Consider the following 21,685-nt stretch of genomic DNA (forward strand, 5'->3'; position numbering starts at 1 on the left):
ATGAGGGTGATATCTGGAAGTGCTACAAAGCATTTCAAGCTGATAACCGTCGAGGGTTAAGTTTGCTTCACGGCCCCACCGGGCAAGCAAGCCAACTGACTTCGAGGAACATCCGCATGAACTTCAATCTCTTCTCCGTAATCGCCGCTTCCGCCATTTCCGCTACCGTTGCCCTGCCAGCCAGCGCCAACGTTGAAATCAGCGACAAGAAATCCCACACCCAGAGCTACACCCAGAAATACCTGCAACAGAGTGCCAACTTCTACGCCGCGCTGGATCACAAAGCCCAGCACTGAAATTTCAGCCCTGCAGCCTTTATGCAGGAGCGAAGTCACTTGCCCAATGCAGCCCAGGCAGCGAAAGGCGTTGAAGTGATGTCGCTCCTGCATAACGCGTTTACGACAATATCATTTTGCGGTCCATGTAATGCTTGATATCAGGTGGCCATGCCTCTAAATTTGACGCTGATTTTTTGACTCCTCCTTCTCCAGAAAAGGATTGCCAAAATGACGATGCGTCTTGCCGTGGTGCTGTTGTTCCTCTATTCGACCCCGATCCTGTCCGCTGCCGTGCCCATTCCCGGCGAACCTGACGCTGCCCGCGAGCGCATGATGAGTTTTATTGAAGACTGAGATAGTCTGGCTTAATGATCAACGAAGTTGATATTTGCTATGAATCAGACTCGTTGGTTACCGGTGCTTTTTTGATTGATTCTGTGGACTCTGAAACATGTCCACGGAGTTCATCATGACCAGCACGATCATCACCTCTGCCAAACACGGCGCCTATGTGGCTATCGGTCTTTACCTGGTCATGGTGCTGGTTGTCAGTCTTTCGCCGCAGTCGCAGCAAACCGTCGAACCGCCTATTCATGTCGCACACCCTGGCGTCCAGTTTGAACATCGCGCGCAACAGGCGATGGTCGATTCGACTGAACTGGCGGGAGTGGGCGGAGCATGAACCGTTGCAAACTTTTGGTTATCGCCTTCCTGGCATTCATTACCAATGGATTTTCCCTGCTGGGGATCGGGCAAGGGTCAATAGGCGGGGTGGCACGGGCCATCGAGGCCAACCACAACATCGCGCGCAATATCGATATAGCCAAGGCCATGGGGATGCTGGCCGGTAACCCGCCGATCACGCCCGATGAAGTGTTTTTTGGACCGTTCCAGGTGGATTGCTCGGCCATCGGTATGTGTGAAGTGCTGGCCTGAAATCCCCAATCCCTGTAGGAGCGAGCATGCTCGCGATGGTCGTCAACGATTACGCGGGGTGCCTGATACCCCGCGGCGTCCTCGGGTTTTTCGCGAGCAGGCTCGCTCCTACAGGGGACCGTGTTTTATTTGGCCATCACTGATGTGAACAACGCCGACGCCAGAAATCGCTGCAACCAGTCCTGCAGCCGTCGATAGGGCGTCTGCGCGAACCACTCGCGGTCGACATGGGCGAATTGCCGTATGAACGGCATCAACGCTACGTCGGCCAGAGTTAGGTGGTCGGCCAGCAAATAATCGCGACCGTCCAGCAACTCATCCAGCTTACGCAGGAACACCTCGCCCTCGGCGCGGTAAAATACCATCGGCTGTTCGGGATAGCGCTCGGCGTACTTGTAGCGGTTCAGATGCACTTTGAAGCGTTGATCGTTCTCCTCGATCAACGCCGCGATGGCGAGCTGTCCTTGCGGATCATCCTTGAGCAGCCAGTCCTGTGGGTCATTGCACGCCAGGGCCCAGCGCATGATTTCCAGGCTTTCATCGATGACCTGGCCGTCTGCGTTCAGCACCGGCACCGTGCCTTTGCTCGACAGCGCCAGCATCTCGGCGGGTTTGGCCTTCAGGCTGACTTCGACACTCTCCACGGCCACCTCGCTGTAGCGCAACGCCATGCGTGCCCGCATGGCGTACGGGCAGCGGCGGAACGAGTAGAGCGTGATCATTTCACCTCCAGGGTGCTCAAGCCGTTGCCTTGGCGGCGGACCTGGATCTGCACCGGAATCCGCTCATGCATTTCCTGCACATGGGAAATCACCGCGACCTTGCGCCCCTGGGCCTGCAGGCCGTCGAGGGCGTCCATGGCCAGTTGCAGGGACTCCGGATCGAGGCTGCCGAAACCTTCGTCGATGAACAGCGATTCGATTTTCAGCGTGCTCGAGGCCATCGATGCCAACCCCAACGCCAGGGCCAGCGAGACCAGGAAGGTCTCGCCACCGGACAATGAATGCACTGAACGCAGTTCGTCACCCATCTCGGTGTCCATTACCAGTAAGCCCAGCATGCTGCCGCCGCGCTTGAGGCGGTAGCGCCGCACCAGTTGGCGCAATTGCACGTTGGCGTGGTGCACCAGCAGGTCGAGGTTGTAGGCCTGGGCGATCTTGCGGAAGGTGTCGCCGGTGGCCGAACCGATCAGCGCGTTCAGGCGAGCCCAGCGCTGGTACTCGGCGTAGGCGTCGGCGATCTGTTGCGCGAGGGCCTGATTGGCGTTCTGCCGGCGCTGATCCTCAGCCTGTTCGGCACGCAGCTCGGCACAGAGCTGCTCGCTGACGGTGAACTGGTTTTGCAACTCGGTGAGCGCAGTAGAGAGTTGTTCCTCATCCAGGTTGCCGTTGTGCTGTGCCTTGTGATCGAGCAAACGCTTGTCGCGTTCCTGTACCAGGACATTGGCCTGTTCGATGGCTTTTTCGCTGTGCTGCAAGCGTTGTCGCAGTTCGCTCACATGGGCGTCGTCGACCCGCAGCAGGTCTTCAAGGCCACCGTCATCCAGTTCCGGATGACGGGCGCGCCAATCGGCGATTTTGCCGCTGAGTTCGCGGTTTTCGCTTTCCAGCGTTTGCAAACGCTCTTGCTGCGCCTTGAGTTCGGCAGCGATTCGCACCAATTGCGTGAGTAGGTTTTGCAGTTCCGTGGCCGTGGTGGTTTCGGCGTTGCGCGCCTGTTCCACTTCCCGCTCAAGCTGCTGCTGCCACTGCTCGGCGCTGCTGTGCGAGCCGAGCAATTGTCCGAGCGCGTGCTGGCTCGCTTGTTGTTGTTCGGCCAGCGCATTGAACTGCTGCTCGGCGGTTTGCAATTGCTGCACTCGGGTCTGCTGCCGATCCTGTTCCTTCTCCAGGTTCTGCTGACGCTGTTGCTGTTCGGCCAGCTCTTCCTTTTGCTGATCGAGTTGCGCCAGGCGCTCGGCGATCTGCCGGTCAAGCTGCATGAAGGTCGCGGCGGGCTCGATTCGAAGCGCTTCCAGGGTTTCCGCTGGCAGCAGGCTGGCGAACGCGCTGAGTTCTTCGTCCAGGCGCTGACGGTCGTTGCTCAGTTCACGCTGTTGATTGTCCAGCTGCTGGGCCGCGCTCTGATGCGCGGTTTCGGCGTGGCGCAATTGCTGGGTCAGACGCGCAGCGTCCTGTTGCAGGGTGAGCAGGGCGGTTTGCCGTTGTTCGTCCTGGGTGATGCTGTGGTTCAACTGACTGTTTTGCTGGCCGAGCCAAGCGCCGCGTTTGGCGGCGTCCTGATTCAGCAGTGTGGTGGCCAACGGATGCGCTTGAAGGCTTGGCGCAAGGGCTTGCTGCGCAGTTGCAAGTTGTTCCTGCTGTTGCAACAGTTCTTTTTGCTGGGCGATTAGTCCGCCCACTTCCGCACGCAGTTCGGTGAGCTTTTCCTTGAGCTGATCGACCGCTTTTTGTGCAGCTGCCTGTTCGCTTTCATCGTGGCGACCCAGGCTTTGCAACAGGGCCTCGGGCTGATGATAAGGATGCGAATGGCTGCCGCAGACCGGGCAGGGTTGGTCATCGCGCAACTGCGCGCGCAGCTCCTCGACACTGGCGCTGCGGGCCAGGCGCTGGCGCTCCAGCAGTTCGCGGGTGACGGTCAGGGTCTGCTCGGCGACGGCGAGTTCAGCCTTGGCCTTTACCCCGTCCTGAGTCAGGCGCTCACGTTCCTGTTGCGCCACGACCTGGCGTTGTTGCAACTCGGCGCCGCGCTTGTCCAGATCCTGTTGGCTGTCCCACAGCCGCGTCAGGTCTTCGATGGCACGCAGTTGCTTGCGGTTGTCCTGCAACAGACTGCCGAGGATGCCGATCTGCTCGGCGACGGCATCCGGTTCGGCGCCGGCCTCTTTGAACAGCACCTCCAGTTGCTGTTTCTGCGCAGTGAACGCTTGCGCGGTGCGCACGGCGTTTTGTTCGATGTTCGCAAGTTCCGCCTGACCCTTGTTCAGTCGATTGCCGATCAACATCAGCTGTTGCAGGCGATCACGGTAGGCATTCCAGGCATCGCTCAACGGCGCCAGGTGAGCGCTTTGGGCAAGCTCCGCAGCCATGCGCTGCAAGTGTTCGGCAGCCCGGGCCTGTTGCTCGTGCAAGGTTTGAATTGCGCTCTGGCCCTGGGTGCAGGCCTGATCGGCGATCTGCCTGGCTTCGGCGCTGAGGGCAGCGTCCTTGGCCAGACGGGCGAGGGTGCTTTGTTCCTCGAACGCCTGACGCAACAACGGAGCACATTCGGTTTGCCGTTGTTGCGCTTCGCTTAACGCGATCCGGGTGGCGCTCAGTTGCTGTTCCAGTAGCGCCTGACGCTCGCTAAGTTCGCCATGTTGCTGCGTATGCCGGGCGATGTGTAGCGCCAACGGCGTGAGTGACGAATCGACCTCGGCCTTGCGGGCGAACTGATGCCGTTGCGGGGCGAGCTGTTCGAGGCGCGTCAACTTCAAGCGCTCGCCGGCCAGGCTTTCCCAGGTTTGTTGGGCGCTGTGCAGTTGTTCGGCAGCGGCCAGTTGCGCGTCATGCAAACGGCGCAGTTCTTTAAGCCAGGCGTCCTGAAGCTCAAGCTGCTTGAGCTGCGCCTGCTGCAATTTCAGTTGCTGTTGCGCGGCGTGGAAACGCTCGTCGAGCTCGGTGCGGGCCTCAGGCGCCAGTGGCGTCACACCGCTGGCCTGATCCTGTAGCAATTTGTGGCCTTCGCGGGCTTCTTTGGTCTTGTCGAAGGCCCTGCGGCCCAATCGGGTGTAGAGCGCCGTGTCGGTGAGTTTTTCCAGCAGTTCGCTGCGGTCGTTGTCATCGGCCTTGAGGAAGGCGCTGAACTCGCTCTGTGCCAGCAGCACGGCTCGGGTGAACTGTTCAAAATTCAGGCCCAGTGCGGCCTCGAGCTGGGTCTTGTATTCACCTTTCTGGCTGGCCAGCAGTTGATCCTGATCGAGGTCGCGCAGGCTCTGGCGACTGGCTTGCAGCTTGCCACCGGCCTTTTCCCGGGCGCGATTGGCTTCCCAGCGCGCGCGATAACGCCTGCCATCGACGCCGACAAAATCCACTTCGGCATAGCCTTCGCCGGTGCCGCGACGCAGCAGGGTGCGTGGGTCGCCGGTGCCGATTTCGCCATCGGCGTCCGGCACCTTGGCGTCGCGGCCGGTGTTGTTCAGGCGCGGCACGGCGCCGAACAGGGCCAGGCACAAAGCGTCGAGCAGGGTGCTCTTGCCCGCGCCGGTGGGGCCGGTGATGGCGAACAGTCCGGCACTGGCCAGGGGTTCGGCGGTGAAGTCGATTTCAAACGGACCGGCCAGGGAGGCGAGGTTTTTCAGGCGGATGGCGAGGATCTTCATGGCTGTTCGTCCTCCATCTGCACGTCTTGCAGCAGCTCGGCAAAGTCCTTGAGGGTTTGCTCATCGACCTCGCTACCGTAGTTGTCATGCCAGGCGCGGCTGAACAGTTCATGGGGCGTGAGCTGGTCCAGCTCGATCAACCCGGCGCCGTCATCGGCGCCTTCGCGGCTGCCGTTGCCAGCGTATTCGGCGGCGATGCGCACCAGGCGCACGGCTTTGCCGTGCAGGGCGCTTTCCACTTGATGGCGCAAGTCGGGTTGCGGCTCGTCCAGGCGTACCCGCACTTCCAGCCAGGGCTGGCGCTGGTAGTCGGCCAACAGGTCGATGATGGGCAGGTCGGCCAGTTGCACAAGGATGTCCGCCAAGGGCGCAGGGCCGATACGTTGCAGATTCACGGCGCGGGGGATCAGTTTCGGTGCGACGCTGACCAGGGTCTCGCCGTCGAGTGTGATGTCGAGAATCTGATGCTGGTAGCCGATCTCCGAGAACGACAAGGGTATCGGCGAGCCGCTGTAGCGAATGCGCTCCTCGCCGTTGACCTTCTGTGGCTTGTGCAAATGCCCCAGGGCGACGTAGCTGATGGTCGGCCCGAACAGGCTGGCGGGCAGGGCTTCGGCATTGCCGATGATCAGGCTGCGCTCGGAGTCTTCCGACACCGAACCGCCGACCATGTGCGCATGGCTGATGACGATCAGCGCCTGACCTGGCTGGCGCTTGGCATTGGCCGCTTCGATCAGCCATTCGTGAACCTGGCCGATGCCGCGCAGGTAGTTGTCGCCCAAATGCGCGCCAGTGACTTCGGCCGGGCGCAGGAACGGCAGGGCCAGGCACCAGGCGGCAATTTCGCCATGGGCATCCGGCAGTGGCAGCAACAGGCGTTCGGCGTCCAGTTGCCCGTCATCCAGCCACAGCACCCGGCCCAGGGCATAGGTGCGCAAGCGGCGCATCAAGGGTGCGGGCAGTTCGATCCGTGAACCGGAATCGTGGTTGCCGGCGATCATCACGATGGTCAGCAACGGTTGCTGCTCTTGGGCGCTGACGATGAAGTCGTAGAGGCGTTCCTGGGCTTTGACCGGCGGGTTGACCGTGTCGAAGATGTCGCCGGCGATCAGCAGTACATCCGGCTGATCCAGTTTGAGCTGGCGTAGCAGCCAGTCCAGAAAACAGCCGTGCTCGAAATCGCGATCCTGGCCGTGCAGGTTCTGCCCGAGGTGCCAGTCGGAGGTGTGGAACAGACGCAAGGGCAACTCCGCTACATGAGGTGATGGCCGCGAAGACAAATGACAGCGGCGAAAGGGTAGGGAGTTTACTGGCAAACGACTGTCGTTGCAGAACACGCGTCGGCATTCGGTGCAGAAAACCAGCGACCGTCTGTCCCTACTGTCAGATCTGTCAGTAGGCGCTATGGCAAGGCGGGTATTCAATGGATTTGAGCATGGAGCCTTACAGTGCAAGGGACAGGGTGTGCCTTTCAATAGAAGGGAGGCGAGGTCGGTCGAGCAGTGACTGAAGTGGTTAGGGCGCTACATGTGATTCGAAGATTATCGAAGCTGCAACGATTAATGGAGAAATACAATGTCACAGCGTCGTCCGAACACTATCAGTAGAAGCAACAATCCGCGTCATGGCCATGTTTTTTCCCCCTCTTCACGGGCACATTTTGAATGGCTCGCGGAGAGACTCGACGAAGGGGCTTTGAATCAGCGCGAGTCTGGCAAGTTTTTTCCCCTGACGACCGGCGGACTCAGGGATATTTTTGCCAAAGATGATGACGCCAACGTTTCGCCGCCTGCGGACGGAAAAATTGCCAGTGCAGGTCAACAGACCGGGGCCTGGCTGGATGAACCTGGAAGTCACTGGCAAAAACATGATGTGCGAAGTTGTGAAACGCTGGATATTTCCTGGCATTTCAGCGCAAAGCACGCTACTCGGCGCTGGAACTATTTCATGACGAAGGAAGGTTGGGATCCTGACAAGGTCTTGTCGCGCAGCCAGTTTGAAGAAGTGCCGTTTTTCACTGTGCAAATCAACCTGCAACCGCATTGGGCTCATGGTGAGGCAATGTTGCCCGAGTCACCGACCATCCATGGCGTCCCCCTGCCCAAGCGTAATGGCTACCATGTATGCCTGGCGGTTTGGGAAGTGGCCAATACTTCAATGGCTTTTTATCAGGTGATCGATCTGAACTTTGTGCCGCCCGACGGGGGCGGAGAACTTCCCGATACACCAACCGGACTGGCCGCTGTAAAGGTCACTGACAAGCAAGTGCTGTTGAAATGGAATGCAGCAACTGGTCCGTCTCCGGTTGTCGCTTACCGTATTTGGCGTAACGGAGGCTTTTTAGTGGAGGTAGAGGCGCCGAATCTTACTTTTGCCGACAACAGCGTGGTGGCTGAGACTCAGTACAACTATGACATCTGCGCAGTCGATGATCAGGGCAAAGTTTCTGCGCGAAGCCGGCCAATTCAAGTGCACACCTTGCCCGAAGGTGGAGAAGGCCCCACCGCTCCGACTAACTTGCACAGCATGGGCGAGACCGAACGAAGTATCAGGCTGATGTGGGGGAAATCCACGGGCACGGCGCCAATCATGAATTACCTGATCTACCGTGACGGTATTGAAATCAAATCCGTGAGCGCCAGTCAGACCGCCTACGAAGACACTGGCCTCACGCCAAGTACACAGTACCGCTACTCTGTGAAGGCGCGCGACTTGAACGGCAAGTTGTCGGCACCCAGTAATGTCCTGAGTGTCAGCACTCAAGGCGCAGGTGGCGAATATCCAGCGTGGAAACTGGGTGATCAGTATGCAATAAATGACCTGGTGAGCCACGCCGGAAAGAACTGGTCCTGCATTCAGGCGCATACGGCACATGTAGCGGATTGGGCCCCTGGGGAGGGTAACAATGTGCTTTGGAAAGAATACGTCTGACCTGTTGACGGGGTCATTGTAAATGGCTGAAAGGCGTTAAAGATCGTCCGATCGCGGCCCGAACCTGCGGCAACTCCTATACGGCGGATAACCAGTAGGCGGTGTCGCAGGTTCGGGCCGCGGTCGGACGATCTTTTGATTTTACTTCGGATACAACGGCGGCAACCCACTGTCCCCGACCGGGTCCTGAACCCGTTCGGCCATCGGGATCGTACGAATCGCCCGCCACAGATCTTCCCCTTGCCAGTGCTGGCCGGTTTCGCTGTACAGCGCGCCGTTCAGGCCGTCGAGGGCGTCCGACAGCGGTACGAAACGGGCGGCCATGTCGGCCAGGGTTTCCGGTTGCTGGCGGGCCCAGGCGTCGAGCGCCTGGCGGGTGGCGTGGGAATCGTTGGCCTGGCAGGCACGCTTGAGGTCGTCGAGCACGGTACGTGGGCTCGGGCCGGTTTGCGTCGCACGCAGGATCGCCGGTTGCCAGCGCGCCCGCCACCAGAGGCCGAACCCCAGCAGGGTGGTGCAGGCCAGGATCAGGCTGCTGAGTTTCCAGCGCCAGAGGGTTTCGTTGCTGGCACTGCTGTCGAGCGCCGGGGTGCCGGCCGGGGTGTCGACCAGCAGGCTGGGATTGGCGGCCACCTGCAGGGTCCGGGCGGGCAGGCTGCTGTGCTCAAGATGATCTTCAAAGGTGTTCCACCAGACCACCTCGACCGAAGGCAACTCTATGGCGCCGCTGCGCGAAGGCACCAGCGCTTCGCGATCTTCGCGACTGCCGACCAGGCCTCGCTCGCTGTTCTGGTTACCCAGCACCGGTTGATCGGGATAGCGCCGCACGCCACTGACCTCGGTACCGGGCAGTGGCGGCAGTTGCGAACTGGCCAGGCCTTCGGCCTTGACCGTCAGGCTGCGGGTGAGCGAATCACCGACCTGAACGCGATCCGGTTCCGGGTTCCAGCTTTCGCTCACCGTCAGACTGCGAGCCGGTAGCCAGGGCAGATCGGCGGGATAGGTGATGGGCTTGGCCTTGACCGTCAACAGGATTTCGCCGGAACTGACGCGCATCAGCTTGCCGGATTTCGGCGCCTGGGAGGTGGCGTCCTGGACGGGCTGCGCGTCCACCAGCGCGGCATTGAATATCTGCGCCGGAATGATCAGCTCACCGCTGTGTTGCGGGTAGATCGCGTAGCGCATCTCGATGACGCCGTGGCGTATGCCGTTGATGTCTTTCTCGTAGGTGCGCGACTCGCCCAGCTGTTCGATGCGGGCGTCGGGAATCTGCAAGGGCGGCAGGCTGCTGTCGTCGTACAGCGACACCGAATGGTAGATGCGCAAAGTCAGGATCGCCTGGGCCTGCACGTACACGCTGGTTTGATCGAGGCTGGCGTCGATAAACACCGGCGCCTGTTTGTCCGGGTTCGCCTGGGGGTCGCTCTCGATCACTTGCACGGTGATCGGCTGGCTCTGGACGTCGCCCAGCTTGAGCGCTGGGATCACTACGGTGCCGTTGTGCAATGGCAGCAGGGTGACGATCCAGCGGGTGGTGGCCAGGTTGTCGCCGTTGAGCGTGTTCAACTGGTTGACCTGGCGGGTGCCACGCACTTCGAACAGCGGTTCCAGTGGCGTCAGGTCGGGCTTGCCGAACTGGGTCACGTCGTTGGATTCCAGGGTCAGTTCGATCGTCTCGCCGGAGTTCAGGCGAGCCCGGTCGACACTGGCGACCAGCTCGGCTGCCTGGGTCTGCATGACGCAGAGCAGCAAGGCGGGCAGCGAGGCAAGCATGAAGGCGGTGAAGCGGGTCATCGAGTTTTTCCCTGATCCTGATGTTGTTGCTGTTCGTACCAGAATTTGCGTCTGAGCAATTCACCCGGGTCATCCGGGATCTGCCTTAGCCATTGCTCCAGTGCCTGCTGCTGCTCGCCGTCGATACTGTCACTGGCCGGACGCATGGGTGCAACGGTGTGCTGTTCGTCTCCCAGTTCGCTGCCCGGGACTTCATTGGTGCCGGGGCGCGGGGGTGTCGTGGCGGATGGCTCGGTGGTTGCTTGGGTTTGTTCGCCAGCCGTTTCAGGTTCACCGGTTTTCGACGGTTGCGCAGCGTCACTCGGTGGTGCTTGCTGCTCGGAATCGCTGGTCGCCTCATTGGTGGCTTTGTCAGGGGCCGGCGCTGCGGCCTTCTGCTTGAGCAGGTTTTCCACCAAGGTCTTGTTGGTCAGTGCCGGGCGCAGATCCGGTTGGCGTTCGAGGGCCTGTTCATAAGCATCCAGTGCCGCCTCCAGCTCGCCACTCCTGGCCAGGGCGTTGCCACGATTGTAGTGGGCATGGGCGTCGTTGCCTTCGGCGAACCGCTGGGCGGCGCCACTGTAGTCGCCGGCTTCGTAGAGGGCAACGCCTTGCCACTGGTGATCTTCGAAGTGCTGCGCAGCCTCGGCCGGACGTTTCTGCTTGAGCAAGTGCAGGCCCTGCTGGTCGGGGCGCAGCCACAGGTCCTGGAAGTCGAAGGCATATCCCGGTTGCGGCAGCGTCAGCAACAGCGGCAGGCAGAACAACCAGCCGCGACGACCGGCGCACGCGGCCAGCAACAGCAGCGGCAACAGCAGCCAGTAACCCTGGTCGGCCCAAGTGTCGAGGCGTAGGGTCTGGCCGTCGTTGCGCAGGTTGCGCGGCCCGTCGAGCAGGCCGAGGGCGCGCAGGTCGGCATCGCTCAGGCGTGCATGGCGATAGTGTCCGTCCAGATCATTGACGAAGGATTTCAACCCGTGTTCATCCAGGCGCGACACGAGAATCGCCCCCTGTTCATCCTTGAGGAAGCTGCCATCTTCCTGGGTAATGGGCGCGCCTTCGGCGGTGCCGATGCCGAGCATCAGCAATTGCGTCGATTTGCCGCTCAAGGCGCGGCTGATTCCCAGGCGCTCCGGCTCGCTCAGGGAGGTGCCGATCAACAGGATACGGCCGTCACCCAGTGCGGCCTGTTCCAGCAATGCCAAGGCCTTGACCACCGCCAGGTCGGCACGATGGCCGGCTTCGGGCATCAACGACGGCTTGAGCGTATCGAGCAGGTTGCGGCTGGTGGACAGGTCGTCCGACAACGGCACCAGGGTGTGGGCGCTGCCGGCGAAGACAACGATTGCAGTCTGTGCATCGTTGCGGCTTTGCAGCAGGTCGAAGAGTTTGCGCCGGGCCTGTTCCAGGCGGTTTGGCTGAACGTCGGTGGCGAGCATTTGCGGGGTCAGCTCAAGGATCACCACCAGCGGATCGGCAGGTTTCTGGCTGGTCTGTTCGACGCGGGAAAAGCTCGGTCCCAACAATGCGACGACGGTGATCAACCACGCCACGCCCAAGGCGACCCACGGCAGTTTGCTTTCACGCCCGCTGCCGCCACTGAGCAACGCCGCATGAAAAGCCGGTGGCAGGATCATCTGCCAGCGCCCGGCGCGTTTCTGCCGATGCCAGAGTTGCCAAAGCAACCAGCCAAGCAGCGGCAGTAACAGCAGCCACCACGGGCGGAACCAGTACGGCCAGAGTGCGCTCATCGGCGCCTCCGCAGGCGCAGGCGTTTGAGGCGCTGGCGCCAGTCAGGCAATTGCGTTTGCAAGAACAGGTCCCTGGTAAACAGTCGTTGCAGCGGGTTGTCCGGCCACAGCTCGAGCACCACCAGCAGCATGCTCAGCCACAACGCCAGCGCCAGCGGCCAGTGGTACAACGCCTGGGCCGGACGAGCCTGGGTCGGTTGCTGGGTCACAGGCTCCAGTTGGTCGAGGGTGGCCTTGATCGATTGCAGTTCCTTGCCATCGTGGGCACGGAAGTACTGGCCGCCGGTGGCGTCGGCGATCTCCTTCAAGGTGGGTTCGTCAAGATCCAGGCTCGGATTGATCCCCAGGAAACCCGGTGTGCCGCTTTGTTCCGGGTCGGCGCCGATGCCGATCGGGTAGATTTTCACCCCTTCCCTGGCTGCCAGGCGCGCGGCGGTGAGCGGATCGATTTCGCCACCGTTGTTGGCGCCATCGGTCACCAGGATCAGCACGCGACTTTGCGCCGGGCGTTGCCGCAAGCGCTTGACGGCCAGGCCGATGGCGTCGCCGATGGCGGTGTTCTTGCCAGCGATGCCGATGCGCGCTTCGTCGAGCCAGACGCGCACGGTATGCCGGTCAAACGTCAGGGGCGCCTGCACGTATGCCCGACTGCCAAACAGGATCAGGCCGACCCGATCGCCGTCGCGACTTTCGAGGAAGTCGCCGAGCAAATGCTGGACCAGCGTGAGGCGGCTGACGTCATCGTCCTGCCACTGCATATCGGGAAAGTCCATCGAGCCGGACACATCCACCGCCACCAGCAGATCGCGACCACTGGCGGCAATCGGCAGCGGTTCGCCGAGCCATTGCGGGCGCGCGGCGGCGCTCAGCAGCAGCAACCAAATCAGCAGGAACGGCGCCTGCTGGCGCCAGGCGGGCAAGTTGGCGCGGGCGCGGCGCCGGGCCAGGCCTTCGAGGTCACTGAGGAAACTGACCTTGAGTGCCGGTTCGCCACTGTCGGCCACCGGCAACAGCACACGCATCAACCAGGGCAGCGGCAGCAGCGCGAAGATCCACGGCCAGGCGAATTCAAACATGTTTGCGAATCCAGGTGTCGACTGCCTGGGTCAAGCCGGCGATGGCCTTGTCGTCGAGCTTGCATTCGGGCTTGTAGGCGCCTTCGACCAGCACCATCCAGCGGGTCAGGCCGGCAGCGGGGCAGCGGTTGTCGAGAAAAGCCAGCCATTTACGGCCATTGAGGGTATGGCTCTGGCTGTAGGGGTAATGGTTACGGCACAGGCGCTTGAGCAGGCCATTGAGCTGCTGCAGCCAGGCACCGGCGGGCGCGCCATCGTAAGGTTTGGGCATGCGCGCCAGTTCGGCCAGTGCGGCCACGCGCACCGGGTCCAGCGGTTGTTCGACGGGCGCGACCGGCTGCTTGCCAGGCAACAGGCGCCGCAGTTGCCAAAGGCCAAAGCCGATGGCCGGCAGCAACAACAGCAGCAACCACCATCCCGGGGCCGGCGGCCAGAAACCCACGGGGGGCGGAGAAATCAGTGGCTGCAGTTGATCGAGACTGTTCATCGACCTTTTCCCGGCTTCTGTGGGTTGAGGTATTCGCGCAGTTGCTCGACCATTTCACTTTGCGTGCTCAACGGCATCATCAACACCCGGAGCTTTTGCGCCAGCAGCTCCCAACGGGCGATGCGGGCTTCGGCCTGGGCGCGATACGTCTGGCGCAGGTCGAAATTGAGCGTGTCGAGTTCCAGCTGTGCGCCACGTTGCGCGAAGCGCAAAAGTCCGGCGGCGGGCAGGGCATGGTCCAGCGGATCGGACACCGGCAGCAGCAACAGGTCGCAATGGCGCGACAGCAGGCTCAGCTGTTGTTCTGCGCTGTCGGACAAGGCGCGCTCATCGCAAATCACGATCGCCAGGCTGCCAGGCCGCAACACTTCGCGCGCGCGACGCAAGGCAATGCCGAACGCATCGCGATCAGGCTCGCTTTCGGTGTGCAGCGACTGATTGACCCGTACCAGGCGGTTGAGCAACTGCAGCAGGCTCTGTTTGCTGCGCCTTGGCTTGATTTCGTAATGCTCGTTGTCGCCGAACACCAGGCCGCCGACCCGGTCGTTGTGCCCCAGCGCGGCCCAGCCAATCAGGCTCGCGGCCTGGGCGGCCAGCACCGACTTGAACATCAGCCCCGAGCCGAAAAACAAGCGACGGCTTTGCTCGACCATGATGAAAATCGGCCGCTCACGTTCTTCGTGAAACAGCTTGGTGTGTGGCTCCTGGGTCCGGGCGGTTACGCGCCAGTCGATGCTGCGCACGTCGTCGCCGGCCTGATAGACCCGCACCTGATCGAAATCCACGCCACGGCCACGCAGCTTGGAATGGTGCAGTCCAATCAGCGGGCTGCGCTGGCTCGGCGTGGAAAACAGCTGCACTTCACGCACGCGATGGCGCATCTCGATCAACTCGGCGAGGCTGACACGGATGCCCGGTTCGGGCGGCAGGATGGCGTTCATCGGGGTCAAGCGACGGCTACGACGTCGAGAATCCGCTGGACCACCCGGTCCTGGTCGATACCGGCGGCTTCGGCTTCAAAGGAAAGAATGATGCGGTGGCGCAATACATCGAACAGTACCGCTTGGATGTCTTCGGGGCTGACGAAGTCGCGACCGGCCAGCCAGGCGTGGGCCCGGGCGCAACGATCCAGGGCGATCGAACCGCGGGGGCTGGCGCCGTAGGCGATCCATTCGGCCATTTCCGGATCGAACTTGGCCGGGGTGCGCGTGGCCATGACCAGTTGCACCAGGTATTCCTCCACGGCGTCGGCCATATACAGGCCGAGGATTTCCTTGCGTGCGGCGAAGATCGCCTGCTGGCTGACCCGACGTTCGGGCTTGGTTTCGCCGTTCAAGGCTTCGCCACGGGCTTGTTGCAGGATACGGCGTTCGACAGCAGCGTCCGGAAAACCGATTTTCACGTGCATCAGGAACCGGTCCAGCTGCGCTTCGGGCAGCGGGTAGGTGCCTTCCTGCTCGATCGGGTTTTGCGTCGCCATCACCAAAAACAACGGCGACAGCTCATAGGTGCTGCGTCCGACACTGACCTGACGCTCACCCATGGCTTCGAGCAGCGCCGACTGAACCTTGGCCGGGGCACGGTTGATTTCGTCCGCCAGCACCAGGTTATGGAAGATCGGGCCTTGCTGGAACACGAAGCTGCCGGTTTCCGGACGGTAGATCTCGGTACCGGTGATGTCGGCAGGCAACAGGTCGGGGGTGAACTGGATGCGATGGAACTGCGCTTCGATGCCTTCGGCCAATTCCTTGATGGCCTTGGTCTTGGCCAGGCCAGGGGCACCCTCGACCAGCATATGGCCGTCGGCAAGCAGGGCGATGAGCAAGCGCTCGATGAGTTTTTCCTGGCCGAGAATCTGCGTTGAAAGAAAGGTTCGCAGCGCGAGCAGCGCTTCACGATGTTCCATCGATGACTGTTCCTGGAAAGGGTGACCGAAGACGTTCGAATAACGCCAGGGCTGGGGGCGTTACTTTAATCTATCGCGGGGGGCGGCGACTAACGGCATTTTGCGCAAAGTGCGGGGGATGATTGGCAAAACTGCTGGAATTTCGTAGGGCAAACCGATTGGTGCTGGTCTTTCGGACCTCATCGCGGGCAAGCCCGCTCCCACAGTATCTACGTTAAGCATGCGGTCTGTGCAACGCCTCAAAACCCTGTGGGAGCGGGCTTGCCCGCGAAGGCGTCCGCTCAGTCGCTGAAATTTCAGAGCTGACTAATGTATGTGCCGGTCCCCTTGAGAATGTTCTGCAAGGTCTCTTCCACCTCAGCCAGATCACTGGCATCAGTGCTGTGAGTGATTTCCAGCAGATCATCCCCATTCAGCGCGTCGGCATCCGCGGCAGCGATTTCGATCGTCAGCAGGGTAGGGCTGAGGGTGACTTTCACGCCGTCGAGCGTCGACGGCTCGCCATCCAGGGTAATTTCCAGCTCGTCTTCATCCGGGTAACGGCTCATCAGGAACATTTCGCCCTTGTCGCTGTGGCAGCAGAGCATAGCCATGTTGTCTTCTTCGTCATCGCACGGGTTGACGATCAAGAGGGCGGTGGTCATTTGCATGGGTATTTCCTGGCTCGACGAGCGTTGTGAAGACGATTAAGCGCTGATTCTGCCAGCCCCGGCGAACTTCTGCTCGCTCGAGTGTCAGAGAACGTATTGTGGACGACCAAGATGTTACCGGTCATTTCTGGTACGGAAGTCCCGTAAAGCCGCGCGGAAACCGTCATTTTCCTGTGCGGCTGCTAGTGTTGTTCGATGCGCCTGCCAAGAGCAGCGTACCGTTGACCGAATATGTCGCAGCACCGCAAGCATGGGCCTTGCCGCACTGGTTAAGCTGCGCAACGGATGAGCACCCGTAAAGGCATTGCGTTGCCCGCAGCCCAGTCGCTTTTGCAGATGCCCATTCACGGAAGGTGAATGTGACCCGAGTGTCTCGTCCAGCTTCACCCACCTGTCACCCTGTTTCCTCTGCCCGAGAATCAGGAACAGGGTGACGGGTAGCTTTGAAACATAGCCCCGAACAGGGGTGTTTCGCGCGACGCTTCCATCAATAACAAGCCCAAGCGGAGTACCACAGATGGCGTTCTTCACCGCAGCCAGCAAAGCCGACTTCCAGCACCAACTGCAAGCGGCACTGGCGCAGCACATCAGTGAACAGGCACTGCCACAAGTGGCGCTGTTCGCTGAACAATTCTTCGGCATCATTTCCCTGGATGAACTGACCCAACGTCGGTTGTCTGACCTCGCTGGCTGTACCCTTTCTGCGTGGCGCCTGCTTGAGCGCTTCGATCACGCGCAACCGCAAGTGCGCGTTTACAACCCCGATTACGAACGTCACGGCTGGCAGTCGACCCACACCGCGGTCGAAGTGCTGCACCACGACTTGCCGTTCCTGGTGGACTCGGTGCGTACCGAGCTGAACCGCCGCGGCTACAGCATCCACACCCTGCAAACCACGGTGCTGAGCGTGCGTCGTGGCAGCAAGGGCGAATTGCTGGAAATCCTGCCCAAAGGCACCCAGGGCGACGACGTGCTGCAAGAGTCGTTGATGTACCTGGAAATCGACCGTTGCGCCAACACCGCCGAACTGAATGTGCTGACCCGGGAACTGGAGCAGGTGCTGGGCGAAGTGCGCGTCGCGGTGACTGATTTCGAACCGATGAAAGCCAAGGTCCAGGAAATCCTCACCAACCTGGACAACAGCCAGTTCGCCGTCGATGCCGACGAAAAGAGCGAAATCAAGAGTTTCCTGGAATGGCTGGTGGGCAACCACTTCACCTTCCTCGGCTACGAAGAGTTTGTGGTCAGCGATGAAGCCGATGGCGGTCACATCGTCTATGACAAGGACTCCTTCCTTGGCCTGACCAAGCTGCTGCGCGCCGGCCTGAGCTACGATGACCTGCGCATCGAAGACTACGCCGTGAACTACCTGCGCGAACCGACCTTGCTGTCGTTCGCCAAGGCCGCGCACCCAAGCCGTGTACACCGTCCGGCTTACCCGGACTACGTGTCGATCCGTGAAATCGATGCCGACGGCAAGGTCATCAAGGAATGCCGTTTCATGGGCCTGTACACCTCCTCGGTGTATGGCGAGAGCGTGCGGGTCATCCCGTACATCCGCCGCAAGGTCGCGGAAATCGAACGCCGTTCGGGCTTCCAGTCCAAGGCTCACCTGGGCAAGGAACTGGCGCAGGTGCTTGAAGTACTGCCCCGCGACGATCTGTTCCAGACCCCGGTCGACGAGCTGTTCAGCACCGTGATGTCGATCGTGCAGATCCAGGAACGCAACAAGATCCGCGTGTTCCTGCGCAAGGACCCGTACGGTCGTTTCTGCTACTGCCTGGCCTACGTGCCGCGTGATATCTACTCCACCGAAGTACGACAGAAGATCCAGCAAGTGCTGATGGATCGCCTGAAAGCCTCGGATTGCGAGTTCTGGACCTTCTTCTCCGAGTCCGTGCTGGCCCGCGTGCAACTGATTTTGCGCGTCGACCCGAAAAACCGCCTCGACATCGACCCGCAGCAACTGGAAAACGAAGTAATCCAGGCCTGCCGCAGCTGGCAGGACGATTACTCGGCCCTGACCGTCGAAACCTTCGGCGAAGCCCATGGCACCAACGTGCTGGCCGACTTCCCGAAAGGCTTCCCGGCCGGTTACCGCGAGCGTTTCGCCGCCCATTCGGCTGTGGTCGACATGCAGCACCTGCTGAACCTCAACGAAAAAAATCCGCTGGTGATGAGCTTCTATCAGCCACTGGGTCAGGTGGGTCAGCGTGAGCTGCATTGCAAGCTGTATCACGCCGATACGCCACTGGCGCTGTCCGACGTGTTGCCGATCCTGGAAAACCTCGGCCTGCGCGTGCTGGGTGAGTTCCCGTACCGCCTGCGTCACAATAATGGCCGCGAGTTCTGGATTCACGACTTCGCCTTCACCGCAGCCGAAGGCCTGGACCTGGACATCCAGCAACTCAACGACACCCTGCAGGACGCGTTCGTCCACATCGTGCGCGGCGATGCCGAGAACGATGCGTTCAACCGCCTGGTACTGACCGCCGGCCTGCCATGGCGTGACGTGGCGCTGTTGCGTGCCTACGCCCGCTACCTGAAGCAGATTCGTCTGGGCTTCGACCTGGGCTACATCGCCAGCACCCTGAACAACCACACCGACATCGCTCGCGAATTGACCCGGTTGTTCAAGACCCGTTTCTACCTGGCGCGCAAGTTGAGCAGCGACGATCTCGAACAGCGTCTGGAACACGCGATCCTGACCGCTCTGGACGACGTTCAGGTATTGAACGAAGACCGCATCCTGCGTCGCTACCTGGACCTGATCAAGGCCACCCTGCGCACCAACTTCTACCAGACTGACGCCAACGGCCATAACAAGTCGTACTTCAGCTTCAAGTTCAACCCGCACCTGATCCCTGAACTGCCCAAGCCTGTACCGAAGTTCGAAATTTTCGTCTACTCGCCACGCGTCGAAGGCGTGCACCTGCGCTTCGGCAACGTCGCTCGTGGTGGCCTGCGCTGGTCGGACCGTGAAGAAGACTTCCGTACCGAAGTCCTGGGCCTGGTAAAAGCCCAGCAAGTGAAGAACTCGGTCATCGTGCCGGTGGGTGCCAAGGGCGGCTTCCTGCCGCGTCGTCTGCCACTGGGCGGCAGCCGGGACGAGATCGCGGCCGAGGGCATCGCCTGCTACCGCATCTTCATTTCCGGCCTGTTGGACATCACCGACAACCTCAAGGACGGCGCGCTGGTTCCGCCGGCCAACGTCGTGCGTCATGACCACGATGACCCGTACCTGGTGGTTGCCGCGGACAAGGGCACCGCGACCTTCTCCGACATCGCCAACGGCATCGCCATCGACTACGGCTTCTGGCTGGGTGACGCGTTTGCGTCCGGTGGTTCGGCCGGTTACGACCACAAGAAAATGGGCATCACCGCCAAGGGCGCGTGGGTCGGCGTACAACGCCACTTCCGCGAGCGCGGCATCAATGTCCAGGAAGACAGCATCACCGTGGTCGGCGTCGGCGACATGGCCGGTGACGTGTTCGGTAACGGCTTGCTGATGTCCGACAAGCTGCAACTGGTCGCAGCGTTCAACCACCTGCACATCTTCATCGACCCGAACCCTGAGCCTGCCAGCAGCTTTGCCGAGCGTCAGCGCCTGTTCGACCTGCCGCGTTCGGCCTGGTCGGATTACGACACCAGCATCATGTCCGAAGGCGGAGGCATCTTCTCCCGTAGCGCGAAGAGCATTGCGATTTCCCCGCAGATGCAGGAACGCTTCGACATCAAGGCTGACAAGCTGACCCCGACCGAACTGCTGAACGCCTTGCTCAAGGCACCGGTGGACCTGTTGTGGAACGGCGGTATCGGTACGTACGTCAAGGCCAGCAGCGAAAGCCACGCCGATGTTGGCGACAAGGCCAACGATGCACTGCGCGTGAACGGCAACGAACTGCGCTGCAAGGTGGTGGGCGAGGGCGGTAACCTAGGCATGACCCAGCTGGGTCGCGTGGAGTTCGGCCTTAACGGCGGCGGTTCCAACACCGACTTTATCGACAACGCCGGTGGCGTGGACTGCTCCGACCACGAAGTGAACATCAAGATCCTGCTGAACGAAGTTGTTCAGGCCGGCGACATGACCGACAAGCAGCGCAACCAGTTGCTGGCGAGCATGACCGACGAAGTCGGTGGCCTGGTGCTGGGCAACAACTACAAGCAGACCCAGGCACTGTCCCTGGCGGCTCGTCGTGCCTTGCCGCGGATTGCCGAATACAAGCGTCTGATGAACGATCTGGAAGGTCGCGGCAAGCTGGATCGCGCCATCGAGTTCCTGCCGGCTGAAGACCAGATCAACGAGCGCGTCGCGGCAGGCCATGGCCTGACCCGTGCCGAGCTGTCGGTGCTGATCTCCTACAGCAAGATCGACCTGAAGGAGCAGTTGCTGGGCTCCCTGGTGCCGGACGACGACTACCTGACCCGCGACATGGAAACCGCTTTCCCGCCGACCCTGGTGAGCAAGTTCTCCGAAGCCATGCGCCGTCACCGCCTGAAGCGCGAAATCGTCAGCACCCAGATCGCCAACGATCTGGTCAACCACATGGGCATCACCTTCGTGCAACGACTCAAAGAGTCGACCGGCATGAGCCCGGCGAACGTGGCCGGTGCCTACGTAATCGTGCGTGACATCTTCCACCTCCCGCACTGGTTCCGTCAGATTGAAAACCTGGACTACCAGGTGTCCGCCGACGTGCAACTGGAGCTGATGGACGAGCTGATGCGCCTGGGCCGTCGCGCCACGCGCTGGTTCCTGCGTGCCCGTCGCAACGAGCAGAACGCTGCCCGTGACGTCGCGCACTTCGGTCCGCACCTGAAGGAGTTGGGTCTCAAGCTCGACGAACTGCTCAGTGGCGAGATCCGCGAGAATTGGCAGTCCCGCTATCAGGCGTACGTCGCAGCCGGTGTACCGGAGTTGCTGGCGCGCATGGTGGCTGGCACCTCGCACCTGTACACGCTGCTGCCGATCATCGAGGCCTCCGACGTGACCGGCCAGGACCCTGCGGACGTGGCCAAGGCCTACTTCGCCGTGGGCAGCGCGCTGGACATCACCTGGTACCTGCAACAGATCAGTGCCCTGCCGGTGGAAAACAACTGGCAGGCCCTGGCCCGTGAAGCGTTCCGTGATGACGTCGACTGGCAACAACGTGCGATCACCATCTCGGTCCTGCAACAGGGCGATGGCACCCAGGACGTGGAAACACGACTCTCCCTGTGGATGGCGCAGCACGTAAGCATGATCGAACGCTGGCGCACCATGCTGGTGGAGATTCGTGCCGCCAGCGGTACGGATTACGCCATGTACGCGGTGGCCAACCGCGAACTGCTGGACCTGGCGTTGAGCGGGCAAGCGGTGGTGCCTGTCACTGCCAACGCCAGCGTCGAGCTGGAACCGGCGGCCTGATCAGGCGTTGAATGAAAACGCCCCGCATCGAGAGATGCGGGGCTTTTTTGTCTGAGGGTTTTGTAGCGTCTGTACGGGCCTCTTCGCGAGCAGGCTCGCTCCCACATTGGTTTGCGGCGTACACAAAACT

The 21,685-nt window shown here is 61.2% G+C and carries 16 protein-coding genes; 6 read left to right on the forward strand and 10 right to left on the reverse strand.

Annotated features, from left to right (window positions below):
* The first annotated feature begins 116 nt into the window (after window positions 1-116).
* From ACA058_RS14260 to ACA058_RS14275, 4 genes are all read left to right on the forward strand, one after another.
* Window positions 117-296, forward strand: a complete 180-nt coding sequence (locus ACA058_RS14260) for a hypothetical protein (RefSeq protein ID WP_007941320.1) — start codon at window positions 117-119, stop codon at window positions 294-296.
* Window positions 297-506: 210 nt separating this feature from the next.
* On the forward strand, window positions 507-632 hold the full coding sequence (locus tag ACA058_RS14265; protein WP_497639641.1) for a hypothetical protein: 126 nt from the start codon (window positions 507-509) through the stop codon (window positions 630-632).
* A gap of 115 nt (window positions 633-747) precedes the next feature.
* Entirely contained in the window at window positions 748-960 is a 213-nt protein-coding gene (locus ACA058_RS14270; RefSeq protein WP_497639642.1) for a hypothetical protein, read from the forward strand.
* On the forward strand, window positions 957-1,214 hold the full coding sequence (locus ACA058_RS14275) for a hypothetical protein (RefSeq protein ID WP_497639643.1): 258 nt from the start codon (window positions 957-959) through the stop codon (window positions 1,212-1,214). Before ACA058_RS14270 ends, ACA058_RS14275 begins: the two co-directional genes overlap by 4 nt.
* A gap of 125 nt (window positions 1,215-1,339) precedes the next feature.
* On the opposite strand, the gene ACA058_RS14280 is transcribed toward ACA058_RS14275, so the two are convergent.
* From ACA058_RS14280 to ACA058_RS14290, 3 genes are read right to left on the reverse strand one after another with little or no spacing between them, the layout of a single operon-like run.
* Window positions 1,340-1,936 (reverse strand): glutathione S-transferase, encoded by a 597-nt coding sequence (locus ACA058_RS14280; protein WP_497639644.1) that lies wholly within the window; start codon window positions 1,934-1,936, stop codon window positions 1,340-1,342.
* Window positions 1,933-5,574 (reverse strand): AAA family ATPase, encoded by a 3,642-nt coding sequence (locus tag ACA058_RS14285; protein ID WP_497639645.1) that lies wholly within the window; start codon window positions 5,572-5,574, stop codon window positions 1,933-1,935. The genes ACA058_RS14280 and ACA058_RS14285 overlap by 4 nt, the downstream gene beginning before the upstream one ends.
* Complete coding sequence (locus tag ACA058_RS14290; protein ID WP_497639646.1) at window positions 5,571-6,815, reverse strand: exonuclease SbcCD subunit D C-terminal domain-containing protein; 1,245 nt, start codon at window positions 6,813-6,815, stop codon at window positions 5,571-5,573. The genes ACA058_RS14285 and ACA058_RS14290 overlap by 4 nt, the downstream gene beginning before the upstream one ends.
* Before the next feature lie 334 nt (window positions 6,816-7,149).
* Here ACA058_RS14290 and ACA058_RS14295 point away from each other — a divergent pair, with 334 nt between their 5' ends.
* A complete protein-coding gene (locus ACA058_RS14295) occupies window positions 7,150-8,505 on the forward strand; it encodes a lytic polysaccharide monooxygenase (protein WP_497639648.1) in 1,356 nt (451 codons plus the stop codon).
* A 141-nt stretch (window positions 8,506-8,646) separates the two neighbouring features.
* On the opposite strand, the gene ACA058_RS14300 is transcribed toward ACA058_RS14295, so the two are convergent.
* The 7 genes from ACA058_RS14300 to ACA058_RS14330 form a co-directional block, all read right to left on the reverse strand.
* Window positions 8,647-10,299, reverse strand: coding sequence for a BatD family protein (locus ACA058_RS14300; protein ID WP_497639649.1), 1,653 nt, complete (start codon window positions 10,297-10,299; stop codon window positions 8,647-8,649).
* Window positions 10,296-12,029 carry a VWA domain-containing protein gene (locus ACA058_RS14305; RefSeq protein WP_497639650.1) on the reverse strand — a complete coding sequence of 578 codons (1,734 nt, stop codon included), beginning with the start codon at window positions 12,027-12,029 and terminating at the stop codon, window positions 10,296-10,298. Before ACA058_RS14305 ends, ACA058_RS14300 begins: the two co-directional genes overlap by 4 nt.
* Window positions 12,026-13,105, reverse strand: coding sequence for a vWA domain-containing protein (locus tag ACA058_RS14310; RefSeq protein ID WP_497639651.1), 1,080 nt, complete (start codon window positions 13,103-13,105; stop codon window positions 12,026-12,028). Before ACA058_RS14310 ends, ACA058_RS14305 begins: the two co-directional genes overlap by 4 nt.
* On the reverse strand, window positions 13,098-13,592 hold the full coding sequence (locus ACA058_RS14315) for a DUF4381 domain-containing protein (RefSeq protein ID WP_497639652.1): 495 nt from the start codon (window positions 13,590-13,592) through the stop codon (window positions 13,098-13,100). Before ACA058_RS14315 ends, ACA058_RS14310 begins: the two co-directional genes overlap by 8 nt.
* Entirely contained in the window at window positions 13,589-14,533 is a 945-nt protein-coding gene (locus ACA058_RS14320) for a DUF58 domain-containing protein (RefSeq protein WP_497639653.1), read from the reverse strand. The genes ACA058_RS14315 and ACA058_RS14320 overlap by 4 nt, the downstream gene beginning before the upstream one ends.
* Window positions 14,534-14,538: 5 nt before the next feature.
* Window positions 14,539-15,498 carry an AAA family ATPase gene (locus ACA058_RS14325; protein WP_008150800.1) on the reverse strand — a complete coding sequence of 320 codons (960 nt, stop codon included), beginning with the start codon at window positions 15,496-15,498 and terminating at the stop codon, window positions 14,539-14,541.
* Window positions 15,499-15,794: 296 nt separating this feature from the next.
* Window positions 15,795-16,148: a hypothetical protein gene (locus ACA058_RS14330; RefSeq protein WP_497639654.1), complete on the reverse strand. Its 354-nt coding sequence runs from the start codon at window positions 16,146-16,148 to the stop codon at window positions 15,795-15,797.
* A gap of 517 nt (window positions 16,149-16,665) precedes the next feature.
* Between ACA058_RS14330 and ACA058_RS14335 the strand changes: the two genes are divergently transcribed.
* Complete coding sequence (locus tag ACA058_RS14335) at window positions 16,666-21,555, forward strand: NAD-glutamate dehydrogenase (RefSeq protein ID WP_497639655.1); 4,890 nt, start codon at window positions 16,666-16,668, stop codon at window positions 21,553-21,555.
* Window positions 21,556-21,685: the final 130 nt, after the last annotated feature.

It is taken from the genome of Pseudomonas sp. LBUM1649 (assembly GCF_059716155.1).

Excerpts from the sequence above, each read along its gene's own strand:
- ACA058_RS14260 (WP_007941320.1), top strand. The coding sequence starts at position 117 with ATGAACTTCAATCTCTTCTCCGTAATCGCCGCTTCCGCCATTTCCGCT.
- ACA058_RS14265 (WP_497639641.1), top strand. The coding sequence starts at position 507 with ATGACGATGCGTCTTGCCGTGGTGCTGTTGTTCCTCTATTCGACCCCG.
- ACA058_RS14270 (WP_497639642.1), top strand. The coding sequence starts at position 748 with ATGACCAGCACGATCATCACCTCTGCCAAACACGGCGCCTATGTGGCT.
- ACA058_RS14275 (WP_497639643.1), top strand. The coding sequence starts at position 957 with ATGAACCGTTGCAAACTTTTGGTTATCGCCTTCCTGGCATTCATTACC.
- ACA058_RS14280 (WP_497639644.1), bottom strand. The coding sequence starts at position 1,936 with ATGATCACGCTCTACTCGTTCCGCCGCTGCCCGTACGCCATGCGGGCA.
- ACA058_RS14285 (WP_497639645.1), bottom strand. The coding sequence starts at position 5,574 with ATGAAGATCCTCGCCATCCGCCTGAAAAACCTCGCCTCCCTGGCCGGT.
- ACA058_RS14295 (WP_497639648.1), top strand. The coding sequence starts at position 7,150 with ATGTCACAGCGTCGTCCGAACACTATCAGTAGAAGCAACAATCCGCGT.
- ACA058_RS14300 (WP_497639649.1), bottom strand. The coding sequence starts at position 10,299 with ATGACCCGCTTCACCGCCTTCATGCTTGCCTCGCTGCCCGCCTTGCTG.
- ACA058_RS14305 (WP_497639650.1), bottom strand. The coding sequence starts at position 12,029 with ATGAGCGCACTCTGGCCGTACTGGTTCCGCCCGTGGTGGCTGCTGTTA.
- ACA058_RS14310 (WP_497639651.1), bottom strand. The coding sequence starts at position 13,105 with ATGTTTGAATTCGCCTGGCCGTGGATCTTCGCGCTGCTGCCGCTGCCC.
- ACA058_RS14315 (WP_497639652.1), bottom strand. The coding sequence starts at position 13,592 with ATGAACAGTCTCGATCAACTGCAGCCACTGATTTCTCCGCCCCCCGTG.
- ACA058_RS14320 (WP_497639653.1), bottom strand. The coding sequence starts at position 14,533 with ATGAACGCCATCCTGCCGCCCGAACCGGGCATCCGTGTCAGCCTCGCC.
- ACA058_RS14325 (WP_008150800.1), bottom strand. The coding sequence starts at position 15,498 with ATGGAACATCGTGAAGCGCTGCTCGCGCTGCGAACCTTTCTTTCAACG.
- ACA058_RS14330 (WP_497639654.1), bottom strand. The coding sequence starts at position 16,148 with ATGCAAATGACCACCGCCCTCTTGATCGTCAACCCGTGCGATGACGAA.
- ACA058_RS14335 (WP_497639655.1), top strand. The coding sequence starts at position 16,666 with ATGGCGTTCTTCACCGCAGCCAGCAAAGCCGACTTCCAGCACCAACTG.